The organism is Pseudomonas sp. GW822-FHT04C11, assembly GCF_058800905.1.
The window spans coordinates 62,030-76,454 of record NZ_JBXAMS010000012.1 but is presented as its reverse complement, the minus strand read 5'-3'; the positions used below and the strand labels follow the sequence as shown (position 1 = coordinate 76,454).

Sequence of the window (14,425 nt, the reverse complement as noted above, 5' to 3'; positions counted from 1 at the left end):
GTGAGTTGAAAAACAGGCGTCAATCATCCGCCTGTTCATCACCTTCGCGACGGCTCATGCCGTACTTGCGCATCTTCTCGACCAGGGTGGTACGACGAATGCGCAGGCGTTCGGCAGCACGCGCCACGATGCCGTTGGCATCATCCAGCGCCTGCTGAATCAGGCCTTGCTCCAGACCACCGAGGTAGTCCTTGAGATCCAGCCCTTCTGGCGGCAGCATGGCGTTAGCGCTGAAGTCCGGGGTATGGCCATTGATGGCTACCCGCTCTTCAAGATCGCTGCGCAAGCTATCGACCAGTTGCTCGTCTTCGTCATCGACATAACGGAATTTCTTCGGCAACTCGACCACACCGATCACGCCGTACGGGTGCATGATCGCCATGCGCTCGACCAGGTTGGCCAGCTCACGGACGTTGCCCGGCCAGCCATGACGGCACAGCGACATGATCGCTGCCGAGTTGAAGCGAATGGAACCGCGCTTCTCGTGCTCCATGCGCGAGATCAACTCGTTCATCAGCAACGGAATATCTTCAACACGCTCACGCAGCGGCGCCATCTCGATCGGGAAAACATTGAGGCGGTAGTACAGATCCTCACGGAAGCTGCCGACCTCGATCATGCTTTCGAGATTTTTGTGGGTCGCGGCAATGATTCGCACGTCGACGCTCTGGGTCTTGTTGCTCCCCACGCGCTCGAAGGTGCGCTCCTGCAATACTCGCAACAGCTTGACCTGCATCGGCAATGGCATGTCGCCGATCTCGTCGAGAAACAGCGTACCACCGTTGGCCAGCTCAAAACGCCCGGCACGGCTGGTGATGGCCCCGGTAAAGGCGCCCTTCTCATGGCCGAACAGTTCGCTTTCCAGCAGCTCGGCCGGGATCGCACCACAGTTGACCGGAACGAACGGCGCGTCACGCCGCTTGGAGTGATAGTGCAGGTTGCGCGCGACCACTTCCTTGCCCGTACCGGACTCACCGAGGATCAGCACGCTGGCATCGGTGTCGGCCACTTGCTGCATCATCTGGCGAACGTGCTGAATTGCCCGGCTGGTGCCGACAAGGCTACGAAACAGATTGGGCTCACGGTGACGACCGCGCTCGCGGGCCTGGTCGTACATCTCGCGATAAACCTGGGCGCGGTGCAGGGAGTCGAGCAACTTGCTGTAGCTGGGCGGCATTTCCAGTGTGGAAAGCACCCGGCGACGCTGGTCTTCCGGCAGGTCAATGGAAGAATTATCGCCCATTAACAAAACCGGAAGGAACTCATCCCAGGTAGCCAGTGTCTTTAACAGGCCCGGAAGTGAGCCAGGAGCATTTACCGTCCCGATAAGGACGCAAATAACTTCACGACTTGATGACAAAGAGCCGACAGCCTGCTGCCAATCATGGCTACCGCAGGGTAAATTTTCTTCGCCAAGAAAATTTAAAATCACCGCCAGGTCGCGGCGGCGGACGCTATCGTCATCAATCAGCAGAATTTTGGTTTCACGCCACATGCAATAGCAACTTCCCTAGTCAACTCAATGCCCGAAATAAGTGGGCAAGCTAGACGCTTGCAGGCACGTTAAGCCTGATAGACGCCTGAAATCTTCAAACAGCCACTAGTTAAGTCAAAAAACCGTACACAGTCAAATTTATGACGCACTACGATCGGATTAACTGAGGATTAACCGAACAGATGGTAAACCTTTGCCGCGCTCTGTGCTTGATGGATCTGCGACATCTCATCGAATATTGCCTGACGCTCTCCCGTCGCAGCCTCCAGCAACTGCCGATAAACCCCCAGCAGCTCCTCGAGATTATCGCGTAACGCCACCTCATCCAGCGAAGCCTCACTCAAGACGTCTTCCATGCAGGAACGGCAATCCAGGTCAAGTTGACCGATAGCTTCCCAGTTACGCTCGGCCAGTGCATCGACCAGGGCTTCACGGGTTTGTTCGATACGCTGCAGTACAAGACTCATGGTGATCTCCTTAAAACTGCGGACCTGGCGCTGCGATGGCGTCCCAGCCTTCCTTGATCGTCCCCAGCAAACTGGCGACTTCGTCGAGGATCTTCGGATCGCTGTTGATATTAGCCTCCGCCAGACGCTTCATCATGTAGACGTAAAGATTATCCAGCTCGCCTACTTCATCCGCCTTGTTCTCAAGGTCCAGACCTTCACGCAGGCCGCCGATGATGCCGATGGCCTTGCTGATGAATACACCTTTGCCCGGAATATCCTTGCGCTCCATGGCGCCTTTGGCCTGAGCAATACGATCCAGCCCACCTTCCATCAACATCTGCACCAATCGGTGCGGACTGGCTTCGGAGGTTTGGGCCTGTGCTCCAATTTTCTGATATTGCCGAAGGGCTAACATCGGATTCATGCTCTACCTCATCACAACTCAAGGGCTCGTATAACCAATGTATCGTCTACGAGTCAAAAAACTTTAAATTCAAAAGGCAAAAACCCGGCGCGTTAAAAACGCAGCCGGGTTTTTGGCGCTGGCTCAAGATTAGCCGCCGGACTTCTGTGCGTTCAAGGAGGTGAAGAACGAGGTGATACTGGTCGACGTCGCCTTCATCTGCCCGACCAACAAGTCCATGGCATTGTACTTGGCAGTCAACGTCGCGGTCAGCGTGGTAACGCGCAAGTCCAACGCCACCTGCTGATTGGCCAGATCGCTTTTCTGCTTGTTCAGGCTGGCGGTGCGCTGATCAAGAATGCCATTGGTCTGCAAGTAAGGCTTGATCGCCGCACCCATCCGGGCCAGCAGGCCATTGGTGCTGTTGGTACCGGTAAAGAGTGTTTGAACCTGGCTACTCAAGCCCTGGGTAGTCATCGCAGCGGTGAACTTGGTGGAGTCAAAGTTCAGCGTGCCGAGTTTCTGATCGGTCGTGATGCCCAATTGCGATAGCACCGCCAATTGCCCTCCCGGCCCAGGAGTCACCAACTGATTGCGAATATCGGCAATTATTGAACGAGGCACCGAGTCACCGGTCAGCGCAGCAGAGACGGTCAGCTTGCCATTGGCATCGGCCGAGGCCTGGGTCAGCGAGGTAACCGTTTTCACCAGCGTGTTATAGGCGTCGACAAACGACTGCACCGCCGTCTGCAAACCGGTGGTGTTGGTGGCCACGGTTACCGTCGAAGTACCCGGCGCAACCAACGTCATGCTCAAGCCACCCACCGCCTGATTGACGGTATTGGTTTTGCTGGTGACTGCCAGACCATCAATCGTCAGGCTCGCATCAGCGGCCAGCGCGCCGATAGTACCGGCACTGGCGGGATCAGGCAGCGTCCCCCCGGTGGTCGACGAAGGATCAGGGATAGTCCCCATCATCTTGGTGCCGTCGATTTCCAGACCGGCAATACCACTGACAGTAAGGTCCGAACCCTTGCCGGTAGTAGTCGACCCGAGCACCAGACGCGAACCACTGCTGTCGGTGACGATGTTGGCCGTGATGCCTTTAGCCGTCAGCGTGGTGTTGATCGCGTCGCGAGTGGACTGCAGCGTCGCACCGGACGGGATAGTGACGTTGTAGGCAGTGCCATTTTGACTGATATTCAAAGTACCACTCGGAATGGCACTGCTAGCACCGCCTGCAAATGAAGCACTGGCAACTTTGGAACCGGTAGCCAGATTCTTCACATTAATGCTGTAAGTACCGTTGACCGCAGTGTTATCAGAAGTCACGGTCAAGGTCGCCGGCGTCGACGAGGTAGCCGCAAACCCGCCAAACGCAGGACTTGTCGAGCTATTGAGCTTGTCCATGGCAGCCTGATAAGCGGCCAAGGCACTTTTGAGCGAACCCACACCGGAAATTTTCGAGGTGTTGAGCGTGCCTTGAGTGGTGATCTGAGTCTGCTTGGCCGACTTGTCGCTGTTGACCAAAGCTGTAACGATCGAACCGATATCCAGGCCGGAACCCAGCCCTGTACCCGGTAAAATTGGACTTGCCATGTGCTTCTCCCTTTCTGTCTGTCGCCAGTCTTTTGACCACTCAAGTCGTCAAATGAACGTGCAACCACTATTCATGCCAGTTGTCAGGCTTTTGCGTCGAACAGTACGTTGCTCGCCGTATTCAAACTGTCCGCCAGCTTCAACGCTTCTTCGGAAGGGATTTGTCGCACCACTTCACCTGATTCGGTGGCAATCACCTTCACGACCACCCTGCCGGAAGCCTCATCGATAGAGAACTCCAGGTTACGCTTGATCGACTGTACGAACTTCTCGATCTCTTGCACGGCCAGTTTCAACTTCTGCGCGTCCGCGTCCGCGCCCTTACTTCCAGCCACAGCCTGAACGCTGTCACTGCTGCTACGAGGTGCTGCAGCCGTTTTATCGACCGTCGTACTTGCCGGCTGAGCAGTCGGGTAAGACAAGTTCAGCTTCACGCTCATGTCCATATCCATCACCTCTTAACGTAAAAAGGCGAGAGAGCGCGACCAGCACACTCCCTCGCCAAAACTCATTCCGAAATTACTGAAGCAGCTTCAGTACAGCGGAAGGCAGTTGGTTGGCTTGAGCCAGAACCGAGGTGGAAGCTTGCTGCAGGGTTTGCTGCTTGGTCAGCTGAGCAGTTTCTGCTGCGAAGTCGGTGTCTTGTACGCGACCCAGTGCAGCGGTGGCGTTTTCGTTGACGTTCTGCAGGTTGGAGATGGTGCTGGTCAGACGGTTTTGCGAAGCACCCAGGTTTGCACGAACAGCACCAACAGAGGCGATTGCAGCATCGATTGCGGTGATTGCACCGTCGATGTTGGTAGCAGCAGTAGCACTGGTAGCACCGGTCAGAACAGTAGTACCGCTACCTACCGACAGGCTGACGGCGTCGAACTTGGTGCTCAGGGTCAGAGTGATCTGGTTGGCAGTACCGGTGTTGGAGCCCACTTGCAGGGTCATGCTGCCGGCGGAACCGTCCAGCAGGTTTTTGCCGTTCAGGTTGGTGGCCTGGGAAATACGGGTCAGCTCGTCGGACATCTGAGTGAATTCCGCGTTGGTCGCGGACTGGTCAGCAGTGCCGTTGGTGCCGTTACGTGCCTGGAGAGCCAGTTCACGCATACGTTGCAGAATGTTGGTGGTCTCTTGCAGAGCGCCTTCAGCAGTCTGAGCCATCGAGATGCCGTCGTTGGCGTTTTTGATAGCTACGGTCTGACCGCGGATCTGGCTGCTCATACGAGTAGCGATCTGCAGGCCAGCAGCGTCGTCTTTGGCGCTGTTGATTTTCAGGCCGGAAGACAGGCGAGTCATGGAGGTCTGCAGCGCGTTAGCGGCATTGTTCAGGTTCTTCTGAACAGACAGAGAAGCGACGTTAGTGTTTACGCCTAAAGACATGGTGAGTTCCTCGTTGGTTGGGTACTGCGGCTTCCGGCCCTGGCAACCGCCGGGTGTGGCCTAGAGAACCTTCGTAGTAGTTATCGTCGCGATTGCAGGTTGCTTGAGGGCTTTTTTGAAAAAAAATGCCATCACACTGCCACCCCCGCGAAAACAAAGGCCTGCACGAGACCCACGAGAGAAAAATGACGTCAGGGAAATGCCGGCGACAGAAGAGCGAGGAGATCGCCTGGCCGGCAAAAACGGTTCAGAGGTGAGCGTGAATCGCGTCCAGCAAGTCGATCAATTCATACTCCATGGTGTCGGCCAACCCCAGCCAGTCCTGCGCTTCCTGGGAGGCCAGCATCGACATGAGCAATTGCGCCCATTGCAACTGGATATCTTCAGGGGCCTGACAAAGCAGGTCCTGCACCTTATCGAACACATCGACCATGGTCAGCGCAGCCTCGACGTCGCGCCCGAGACGAAACAACCCGGCGCACTGCCGACAATCGATGACACATTGTGCAAGCTCGCTCATTGCACGAACTCCTGATTGAACGTCGTTCCCACGATCATCGCCCCTGCCCGGCTGCTGTTAAAAAAGCGCACCTGCGGATGCCCGGCGATGTAGCGCTCCAGTTCACACAGATAACTGCGAAAGTTCAACTGCGTCCTGACCCGCACCCCATACCCATCAAGCACCCAGTGCTTGGCCTGGTTCACCCCCGGCCCCAGATCACCATCGTTCCAGCCGGCATGGGTTTTGTTCATCGGGAACGCAAAGTCGGCACCGAACAGGGTAATCCGGTCCGCGCCCATCTTCACCGCCAGATCCACTGCCGGATGGATCACGCTGCCACCGACATACAGTTCAGCCTTGCTGATCTGTTGGCGAATAGCGGCATAGACCGGACTGGCGGAATACCCGACATAACGCGTGCCCTGCCAGGCCTTCAATACCTGCGGGTCGCTCATTGGCAGGTACACCAAAGGGATGTTGCCGGTGTCCTCGGGCGGCAAGTGCCTGAAGCTGATGCGTCGGTCGATACTGACCACCAGATCCGGCCGGATGCCGTGCTCGCGCAATGGGCGGTACGCCGTATCGACACTGATGAACAACGGCCGCTGATCACGCTCGCGTATCGCCCGGAGCTGATCGAAATGCTGCTCAAGGCTTGGCCCTGTGCCGATCACATAGACTTCCCGACCGGTACACGTCGCGAACAACTCGGCCACATCGCGATCGCTGCCGACGAGCTCACGACTCTCCTCCAGCCGCTCAATGATCGCTGGAGACTGCGGATCGAACTCACGGTTATTGAAGGTAAGGTGCACTTCGCTGATCAGCCGATCCCGAATCTTGGCATTGAAATCATCTGCCAGCAGCATCTCGGACGGTAATGCAAAAAACGGCAGGTGGATGTCCGACAAGTCGCCGGCATAGATCAACTCGACCCGAGGATCACTCAACCACTGCCGCTGATCGAGCAACTGCAACGTCAACGAGAAAATCGCGCCATTGAGGATATGCACGTACAAACGCTGAAGCTCGGCGTTTTCAAGCAGTACTGACTGCAAGTCACCCAGCCCTGTACCGTAGACATGCACCACCTCGCTTGCCGGCGGCAGACTGGCCGCTTGCAACCGCGCTTCACGCGTACGGTCATGGCGACTGGTGAGCTGGATACCGGCAATGCTCAGGGTCGACCCCAAACCTTCCACCAGCTCAACCTGAACCGCCGCACTGTCTTCAGTCATCAACCGTACATGCAGCGCCGGCCAGCGACGCTCTATCACCTGGAAATTGTCTTCAACGCTGTCGCTCATGCGGCCTCGATATTCATTCAGGCAAAAAAATAGCGTTCAAGGTTACACCTTGAACGCTATTTTTTATGCCACAGGATCTAGCTCATGGGCGATAAATAATCGCCGAACCCCACGAGAGCCCCACACCAAAACCGCTCAGCGCAACGCGCTTCCATTTGGCGTCAAGTACGTGTTTTTCCAGCAACAACGGAATGCTCGAAGACACGGTATTACCGGTCTCGACCATGTCCTTGATGAATTTCTCCGGATCACCTTCAAAACGCCGCGCCACGGCGTCAACAATCGCCGCACTGCCTTGGTGAATGCAGAACGCATCGATATCGTCGGCGTGCAGACCGGACTCGTCGAGCAGCTCGTGCAAATGCGCCGGGACTTTCAGCAATGCAAAGTTGAACACTTGACGACCGTTCATGAAGAACACTCCGTCAGTGACTTTCAGGTGCGGTGCACCAGAACCGTCGGTGCCGAACTTGGCCTTGCCCAACTGCCACGGAGCATCTTCGCCCATCCAGGTCGCGGTGGCGGCATCACCGAACAGCATGGTGGTGTTGCGGTCTTCGGGGTCGACGATTTTCGAGTAAGGGTCGGCGGTCACCAACAGGCCGTTCTTCAGGCCTGCGGCTTCCATGAAGCCCTTGATCGCGTAGATGCCGTACACGTAGCCGGAGCAGCCCAGGGAGATATCGAAAGCGGCAACGGTGGTGGGCAGGCCAAGTTTGTCCTGAACGATCGCAGCGGTGTGCGGCAGACCTTCTTCGTCGCCGTTCTGAGTGACGACGATCAGCACGTCAATCGATTCGCGCTTGAGCGCCGGGTTGTTGGCAAACAACGTATTGACCGCTTCGACACACAGGTCCGAAGTTTCCTGCCCGGCGTCTTTACGCGGCAGGAAAGCGGAACCGATCTTGCCCAGGATGAATTCCTCATCCTTTTCGAATTTTGCACCTTGTGCGTAATTGTCCACGCCGGCTACAGGTACGTAGCTCGCAATGCTCTTTATGCCAATCATTACGGCTTCCCAATAATAAACAGCTGAATACCCCCGTTCGCACGAATCGAGGGGCGCCGACACATAGATTTTGCGTTGCCCGCAACGGGCAACCACGGAAAGCCTAAAGGGCTATCACTGAGCCGATTACCGGCCAGGCGCCATCTTTCCGATCAATACAATACAGTGAAGATGCCCGTTATGACTCACAGGTCACGCTATTTTGCGCAATCAGCCGCACAAGCGCTCATTCGATCAGCGACCAGGCCAGCGCTGTGCCGCGCTTTAAAGGCCCGCGTGCACGTCGTCCGATAATGCTTTCAGCGTGTTTGGGTGCCAGTCCCAACCCCGGGCGAATGGCTCGCAGGTTCTGTGACGTGAACACCTCACCGGCGGCCATGTCCTGGGCAACGTACAGCGAACGACGGTACACCAGCGACTTTTGCTCGGCGTCGGTGACGCCATAATGCACCCGGCCCATGGCCTGCCAGGCGCGCTCGGTCTCGACCACCAGGCTGGCCAGCTCGGCCGGCTCCAGCGAGAAACTCGCGTCGACGCCTCCGGCAGCCCGGTCCAGGGTGAAGTGTTTTTCCACCACCGTTGCCCCAAGGGCCACCGCCGCCACCGAGACCCCGACGCCCATCGAATGATCGGACAGCCCCACTTCGCAACCAAACAGCTCGCGCAGGTGCGGGATGGTTCGCACATTGCTGTTGGCCGGCGTGGCCGGGTAGGTGCTGGTGCATTTGAGCAGCACCAGGTCCTTGCAGCCGGCCGCACGTGCCGCACGCACGGTTTCATCCAGCTCGGCAATGCTGGCCATGCCGGTGGAAATGATCAGTGGCTTGCCAGTGGCGGCGACTCGACGAATCAACGGCAGGTCAGTGTTCTCGAAACTGGCGATCTTGTAGGCCGGCACATCGAGACCTTCGAGAAAATCCACGGCGGTGTCATCGAACGGCGTCGAGAACGCCAGCATGCCCAACTCTTTGGCTCGGGCAAAGATCGGCGCGTGCCATTCCCACGGCGTATGCGCCTTCTCATACAGTGCATACAACGAAGTGCCGGCCCACAGGCTATTGGGGTCCTTGATGAAAAACTCACCTTGATCCAGGTCCAGGGTCATGGTCTCGGCGGTGTAGGTTTGTAATTTCAAGGCATGCGCGCCGGCCCTGGCCGCAGCCTCGACGATCTGCAACGCAACTTCCAGCGACTGATTATGGTTGCCGCTCATCTCGGCGATGATGAATGGCGGCGCATCGGCACCGATCATCCGGTCGCCAATCTTGAAGCTAGTCATGTCAGTGTTCCTTCAATACGCGCGTGAACACGCAAGCGCTCTGGGTAAATCCGGCTTCGCGAAACAGACTCAGCGACGGCCGGTTGGCAGGCAACACCTGCGCGGTGATGGTGCGTACTTGCGGCCAATGGGCCGTCACGAAGGCTTCGCCACGGGCCAGCAGCGCCCTGCCCCAGCCCAGGCCGAAACGACCTTCGAACAAATAAATCGAGACTTCGGCGCTCACCCCATCAAGGTCGTAGCGCAACACGCCAACCGGGCCATCACCGGCCTCGGCAATCAACAGCAAGCACTGCTCATTGCTCAAACTCGCGGCCAGCCAAACCTGGTGTGCTTGCCAGTCGATGCTGCAGTTGTCCTGCGACCAGCGCCGTACCGCCTCGGCATTACGGCCCTCGAACAACAGGCGCGCATCATTCTGCGTTGCCTTGCGCACCGGCAGCACCGCACCGACCAGCGCCGCCGCGACCCGTTGCGCACCACGGCCATCGACCAGTTGCCGGGAGCGTTCGGCCAGACTCTGGCGCAGGCCCTGATTACCTGTGACAAAACCGATGGCCTGGCGCAGTTGCTCGACGCTGACCTGCTCCCGCGCGCCCAGGAACACATGGGCGCCCGAAGTCGCCATGACCTCGCCATTGGCCTGCTGATTATTCGACACCGCAATGCAAATCGTCGGCAGCCCCATGGCCGCCCGCTCCCAACTGGTGCCGCCACCGGCACCGACAAACAGGTCGGCTTCGGTCATCAGCCGGTAAAAATCGCTGACAAAACGCTGCAAACGCCAGTTCGGGCGACTGGCCGCCAGCACCTGCATCTGCTCCCACGCCGGGTTGTCGGCACCGGCGACGAAGTCGACTTGCAGCTCAGGGAAATCGCTCAACGCGAGCATTGCATGGTGAGTCTGCTTCGCCGCATCGAAGCCCCCGAAGTTCACCAATACGCGTTTGGCCCGAGGTTTGATTTCAATCGCCGGACAGCAGAATTCATCGCGCAACATGGCGAAGCGCGGGCCAAGCAATGTCTGGCATCCGGGGGCAAGCAGCGAAGCATAGGCCTCTGGCGTGCCGGAAAGATTCTGGTTGAGCAACAGATCGACGCTATAGGTGCGCGTCGCCAGATCATCCACTGCGCCGATCCGTGGCGCCCAACGGCGGGCGGCGGTCTGCCAGTGGTGATCGAGGCCGTAATGGTCGGCAATGATCCAGTCGAAAGCCGCCTGCTGCTCTAGCACTTGTCCCAGCGCGGCGATGTCCGCCTGCCACGGCAGCAGGCTCTCGATGGCTTGCAGCGGGTCTTCGTCGGGATAGCGCTCCGGCAGCGCGAAGGTTTCAAAGCCTTCAGCGGCGAGACTGTCGAGCCGATGCCCAGGCAACCGTCGACAGGCGAACGCCACGTGCGCGCCCATCCGGCGCAAGGCTCTGGCCAGGGTCAGGCAGCGGGCGATGTGGCCGCTGCCAATGGTCGGCGAGGCGTCGGCACGGATCAGCACTCTCATTGCAATTCACCGCCAGCCTTCAGTGCAGCGTACAGGTACTCGGCGCGCTTCCAGTCTTCGAGGGTGTCGATGTCTTGCACCAGATAGCGCGGCAGGATCACCGGCAAACTCCGGGTTGAATACAACACATCGCCGCGCAACCAGGCACTGCTGCGGCCCCAATAGAACTGCCCGGCGTCCTGATAGGCCGGCGGCAAATCCTGGGAGCGCGTATTACGAAATTCCGGGTACAACGCGCTCAAGGCGCCCTGATCGTCAAGGGTCAGGGCACGCTGCACCGGAAAACCGAAGTCGCACACCGAGAACGCGAACGACTTGTCCGGGTGCAGTTCCAGCCGCTGCAAACCCTGTTGCAGAAACCGCGTTTGCAGCAGAGGCGCGGTGGCGTAAATGCAACAGGCGTAATCAAAGTCACTGCCCTGTCGATGCAGTTCTTCCAGTGCATGGACAATCACCGCCGCGGTGCCGGTGAAGTCATCAGCCAGCGCCGCCGGGCGCATAAACGGTACCTGCGCACCACTGGCGCGGGCCAGGTCGGCGATTTCATCATCGTCAGTGCTGACCAGCACCTGGGCGAACAACCCCGAATCGAGAGCGGTTTTGATCGAACGGACAATCATCGGCACGCCGTCGAACGGCTTGAGGTTCTTGCGCGGTATGCGTTTGCTGCCACCGCGGGCCGGGATGATGGCGACGTTGCTCAACGGCGTTTTTCCAGAAGAAACCAGGTGACATCGTCCACCGGAAATTGCGGGTCGCGGTGGTAACCAAACCCGTAATCCAGCAGTTGCAAGTCATCATAGCGATCAAGCATTTCACCGGCAAAATCGCGCTTGAACAGCTTGCCGCTGTTACCGCGATACGACACCTCGACCGGCGCCGGGTTGTAGTACTCGGCGATCAGGATGTAGCGCCGACTCAGTTCATACAGCTGCGCATAGGCCGCTGGCAGCAGCTGCGGTGCCAGGTGAATCAGCACGCCTTTGCTCAGGGTCAGGTCGAAGGTGCGTTCGAGGGGAAAATCGAACAACGAACCGTGCCAGATCTGCGCAATCCCCAGCGCCTGCGCCTGGGCGCACGCGCTGGCATTGATCTCCACGCCAAACAGCTCGCTCTGCGGCAACAACTGACGCAGCGCCTGCAGGTTATTGCCGGCATTGGTGCCAAGCTCCACCAGGCTTTCGATACGCCCGGCCCGGGTCAGAGCCTTGGCAAACAAGGCCAGGTTGGCCGCCACCAACGGCTGGCCGACGTTGCGGTCGATGTACTGGTTACCGAAATCGCCTTGCCAGAATTTTTCCTGCTCACTGAGTTCGCGCATCACACATTCCCATTCGCCGCCATGGCAGCAATTATTCGGTCAGCCGGCGCAATTGCTCGACCACGTAGTCCTGCTGTTCGTCGTTGAGTAACGGAAACAGCGGCAGGCTGATGGCCTCCGCGTAGTAACGCTCGGCCTGCGGGAAATCACCTTCGGCGAAACCCAGGTCCCGATAGTACGGCTGTAAATGCACCGGAATATAGTGCAGATTCACCCCTACCCCGGCCGCTCGCAGGCCTTCAAACACCTGTCGATGACTGAGGTTGATACGATCGAGTTGCAGACGCACCACATACAGATGCCATGCCGACTCGGCCTCAGGCTGAGCGCTGGGCAAGGTCAATGGCAGGTACGCCAGCAAACGGTCATAACGCGCCGCCAACTCACGCCGGCGCTCGATGAAGTCATCCAGCTTGTTCAACTGCGACAGCCCGAGGGCCGCTTGCAGGTCGGTGATGCGGTAGTTGAAGCCCAGTTCCACCTGCTGGTAGTACCAGGGACCGTGACTGGCTTCGGTCATTTGCTCGGGATCGCGAGTCATGCCGTGGCTGCGCAGGCGTTGCAGGCGCTCGGCCAGGTCCCGGCGATTGGTCAGGACCATGCCACCTTCGGCACTGGTAATGATTTTCACCGGATGGAAGCTGAACACCGTCATCGCCGCGAACTCACCACACCCCACCGGACGCCCGGCATAAGACGCACCCACCGCGTGGGACGCATCCTCAATCACTGTGAAGCCATAGCGCTCGGCCAGTTCGGCGATCATGCGCAGGTCGCAGCTCTGCCCGGAGAACGCCACCGCCACCAGCACTTTAGGCAGCGTGCCGTTGTCCTCTGCCGCTTCCAGCTTCGCTTTCAGGGCGTAGGCATCGAGGTTCCAGGTCAGCGGGTCGATGTCGACGAAGTCCACCTCGGCGCCGCAATAACGACCGCAATTGGCCGAGGCCAAAAAGGTATTCGGCGTGGTCCACAAGCGATCGCCTGGCCCGAGCCCCGCCGCCAGACAAGCAATGTGCAAGGCCGCCGTGGCATTGCACACCGCCACCGCGTAATCCGCCTGGCAACGCTGGGCCATGGCCTGTTCGAAACGCTCGATGGTCGGCCCTTGAGTCAGCCAGTCAGACTGCAACACGGCAACCACGGCGTCGATGTCCGCCTGATCCAGGCTTTGCCGACCGTAAGGAATCATGCCGATAACCCAGCGTGCAACTCGGCGATCTGTCCGACCGAGAGGAAATGCGAGTTGGTGTCGGAGCGGTACTCGAAGTCTTCGCTCACGCGCCGTCCCTGCTCACCCACGCCGTCCAGCGAAAAATCAATGTCGACGTGAGTAAAACGAATCGACGGTTCGATGGTGTAGTGGTCCTCGAATTCCAGGGTCATCCGTGCGTCATCCAGCGGCACCATCAATTCATGGAGCTTTTCACCCGGACGAATCCCGACGACTTTGTGCGGCAAATGCTCAGCCATGCCGCGTGCCAGGTCGACAATGCGGATCGACGGAATCTTCGGCACGAAAACCTCCCCGCCATGCATCCGCGCGAAGCTGTCGAGCACGAACTGCACACCGTGATCGAGAGTGATCCAGAAGCGGGTCATGCGCTCGTCGGTAATCGGCAGTTCTTTCGCGTCCTCGGCAATCAGTTTGCTGAAGAACGGCACCACCGAGCCGCGTGACCCGGCCACATTGCCGTAGCGCACCACCGCAAACCGGGTTTGCTGATCACCGGCGATGTTGTTCGCCGCCACGAACAACTTGTCCGAGAGCAGCTTGGTCGCACCGTACAGGTTGATCGGGCTGGCCGCCTTGTCGGTGGACAGCGCAACCACTTTCTTCACACCGTTATCAATGGCGGCGGCGATGATATTTTCCGCGCCATTGACGTTGGTGCGAATGCATTCAGTGGGATTGTATTCCGCCGCAGGCACCTGTTTCAGGGCAGCGGCATGCACCACGTAATCGATCCCACGCATCGCCTGACGCAAACGCTCGGCATCGCGCACATCGCCCAAAAAGTAACGCATGCACGGTGCATTGAAGGTTTGCTGCATCTCGTACTGCTTGAGTTCGTCGCGCGAGAACACCACCACCCGTTTGGGCTGGTACTGCTCGAGCAAACGCCGGATGAACATGCGCCCGAACGAACCGGTGCCGCCGGAGATGAAAATCGATTTACCGTTGAACATGCCGC

Annotated in this window: 15 protein-coding genes; all 15 read right to left on the bottom strand. The window is 58.4% G+C overall.

Features of this window, described 5'->3' with window-relative positions:
- Positions 1-19: 19 nt before the first annotated feature.
- The gene (locus AC1RJ3_RS19520) at positions 20-1,495 is read right to left on the bottom strand and encodes a sigma-54 dependent transcriptional regulator (RefSeq protein WP_103315610.1); all 1,476 of its coding nucleotides are present in this window, start codon (positions 1,493-1,495) and stop codon (positions 20-22) included.
- A 170-nt stretch (positions 1,496-1,665) separates the two neighbouring features.
- Positions 1,666-1,962, bottom strand: a complete 297-nt coding sequence (gene fliT, locus AC1RJ3_RS19515; RefSeq protein ID WP_103315609.1) for a flagellar protein FliT — start codon at positions 1,960-1,962, stop codon at positions 1,666-1,668.
- A gap of 10 nt (positions 1,963-1,972) precedes the next feature.
- Entirely contained in the window at positions 1,973-2,368 is a 396-nt protein-coding gene (gene fliS / locus AC1RJ3_RS19510; RefSeq protein ID WP_347929331.1) for a flagellar export chaperone FliS, read from the bottom strand.
- A 129-nt stretch (positions 2,369-2,497) separates the two neighbouring features.
- On the bottom strand, positions 2,498-3,946 hold the full coding sequence (fliD, locus tag AC1RJ3_RS19505; RefSeq protein WP_347929330.1) for a flagellar filament capping protein FliD: 1,449 nt from the start codon (positions 3,944-3,946) through the stop codon (positions 2,498-2,500).
- Positions 3,947-4,029: 83 nt separating this feature from the next.
- Entirely contained in the window at positions 4,030-4,392 is a 363-nt protein-coding gene (locus tag AC1RJ3_RS19500; RefSeq protein ID WP_347929329.1) for a flagellar protein FlaG, read from the bottom strand.
- Positions 4,393-4,465: 73 nt separating this feature from the next.
- Positions 4,466-5,317, bottom strand: coding sequence for a flagellin domain-containing protein (locus AC1RJ3_RS19495; RefSeq protein WP_103315605.1), 852 nt, complete (start codon positions 5,315-5,317; stop codon positions 4,466-4,468).
- Between the two features lie 247 nt (positions 5,318-5,564).
- The gene (locus tag AC1RJ3_RS19490) at positions 5,565-5,837 is read right to left on the bottom strand and encodes a hypothetical protein (protein ID WP_103315604.1); all 273 of its coding nucleotides are present in this window, start codon (positions 5,835-5,837) and stop codon (positions 5,565-5,567) included.
- Positions 5,834-7,126 carry a motility associated factor glycosyltransferase family protein gene (locus AC1RJ3_RS19485; protein ID WP_493080001.1) on the bottom strand — a complete coding sequence of 431 codons (1,293 nt, stop codon included), beginning with the start codon at positions 7,124-7,126 and terminating at the stop codon, positions 5,834-5,836. Before AC1RJ3_RS19485 ends, AC1RJ3_RS19490 begins: the two co-directional genes overlap by 4 nt.
- An 82-nt stretch (positions 7,127-7,208) precedes the next feature.
- A complete protein-coding gene (locus AC1RJ3_RS19480; protein ID WP_103315602.1) occupies positions 7,209-8,135 on the bottom strand; it encodes a ketoacyl-ACP synthase III in 927 nt (308 codons plus the stop codon).
- A 226-nt stretch (positions 8,136-8,361) separates the two neighbouring features.
- Positions 8,362-9,414 (bottom strand): pseudaminic acid synthase, encoded by a 1,053-nt coding sequence (gene pseI, locus AC1RJ3_RS19475; protein WP_493079999.1) that lies wholly within the window; start codon positions 9,412-9,414, stop codon positions 8,362-8,364.
- 1 nt (position 9,415) lies between these two features.
- The gene (pseG, locus tag AC1RJ3_RS19470; protein WP_493079997.1) at positions 9,416-10,912 is read right to left on the bottom strand and encodes a UDP-2,4-diacetamido-2,4,6-trideoxy-beta-L-altropyranose hydrolase; all 1,497 of its coding nucleotides are present in this window, start codon (positions 10,910-10,912) and stop codon (positions 9,416-9,418) included.
- The gene (pseF, locus tag AC1RJ3_RS19465) at positions 10,909-11,616 is read right to left on the bottom strand and encodes a pseudaminic acid cytidylyltransferase (RefSeq protein WP_347929323.1); all 708 of its coding nucleotides are present in this window, start codon (positions 11,614-11,616) and stop codon (positions 10,909-10,911) included. The genes pseG and pseF overlap by 4 nt, the downstream gene beginning before the upstream one ends.
- Complete coding sequence (locus tag AC1RJ3_RS19460) at positions 11,613-12,233, bottom strand: pseudaminic acid biosynthesis-associated methylase (protein WP_103315598.1); 621 nt, start codon at positions 12,231-12,233, stop codon at positions 11,613-11,615. Before AC1RJ3_RS19460 ends, pseF begins: the two co-directional genes overlap by 4 nt.
- 31 nt (positions 12,234-12,264) lie before the next feature.
- Positions 12,265-13,422, bottom strand: a complete 1,158-nt coding sequence (gene pseC / locus AC1RJ3_RS19455) for a UDP-4-amino-4,6-dideoxy-N-acetyl-beta-L-altrosamine transaminase (protein WP_493079994.1) — start codon at positions 13,420-13,422, stop codon at positions 12,265-12,267.
- Complete coding sequence (gene pseB / locus AC1RJ3_RS19450; protein ID WP_493079992.1) at positions 13,419-14,420, bottom strand: UDP-N-acetylglucosamine 4,6-dehydratase (inverting); 1,002 nt, start codon at positions 14,418-14,420, stop codon at positions 13,419-13,421. Before pseB ends, pseC begins: the two co-directional genes overlap by 4 nt.
- Between the last annotated feature and the right edge of the window lie 5 nt (positions 14,421-14,425).

What these genes read in the sequence shown, in the direction of transcription:
- fliT (WP_103315609.1), bottom strand. Translation starts at nt 1,962, where the DNA reads ATGAGTCTTGTACTGCAGCGTATCGAACAAACCCGTGAAGCCCTGGTC.
- AC1RJ3_RS19460 (WP_103315598.1), bottom strand. Translation starts at nt 12,233, where the DNA reads ATGCGCGAACTCAGTGAGCAGGAAAAATTCTGGCAAGGCGATTTCGGT.
- pseB (WP_493079992.1), bottom strand. Translation starts at nt 14,420, where the DNA reads ATGTTCAACGGTAAATCGATTTTCATCTCCGGCGGCACCGGTTCGTTC.
- AC1RJ3_RS19490 (WP_103315604.1), bottom strand. Translation starts at nt 5,837, where the DNA reads ATGAGCGAGCTTGCACAATGTGTCATCGATTGTCGGCAGTGCGCCGGG.
- pseC (WP_493079994.1), bottom strand. Translation starts at nt 13,422, where the DNA reads ATGATTCCTTACGGTCGGCAAAGCCTGGATCAGGCGGACATCGACGCC.
- AC1RJ3_RS19520 (WP_103315610.1), bottom strand. Translation starts at nt 1,495, where the DNA reads ATGTGGCGTGAAACCAAAATTCTGCTGATTGATGACGATAGCGTCCGC.
- AC1RJ3_RS19480 (WP_103315602.1), bottom strand. Translation starts at nt 8,135, where the DNA reads ATGATTGGCATAAAGAGCATTGCGAGCTACGTACCTGTAGCCGGCGTG.
- pseG (WP_493079997.1), bottom strand. Translation starts at nt 10,912, where the DNA reads ATGAGAGTGCTGATCCGTGCCGACGCCTCGCCGACCATTGGCAGCGGC.
- AC1RJ3_RS19485 (WP_493080001.1), bottom strand. Translation starts at nt 7,126, where the DNA reads ATGAGCGACAGCGTTGAAGACAATTTCCAGGTGATAGAGCGTCGCTGG.
- AC1RJ3_RS19495 (WP_103315605.1), bottom strand. Translation starts at nt 5,317, where the DNA reads ATGTCTTTAGGCGTAAACACTAACGTCGCTTCTCTGTCTGTTCAGAAG.
- fliS (WP_347929331.1), bottom strand. Translation starts at nt 2,368, where the DNA reads ATGAATCCGATGTTAGCCCTTCGGCAATATCAGAAAATTGGAGCACAG.
- fliD (WP_347929330.1), bottom strand. Translation starts at nt 3,946, where the DNA reads ATGGCAAGTCCAATTTTACCGGGTACAGGGCTGGGTTCCGGCCTGGAT.
- pseI (WP_493079999.1), bottom strand. Translation starts at nt 9,414, where the DNA reads ATGACTAGCTTCAAGATTGGCGACCGGATGATCGGTGCCGATGCGCCG.
- AC1RJ3_RS19500 (WP_347929329.1), bottom strand. Translation starts at nt 4,392, where the DNA reads ATGGACATGAGCGTGAAGCTGAACTTGTCTTACCCGACTGCTCAGCCG.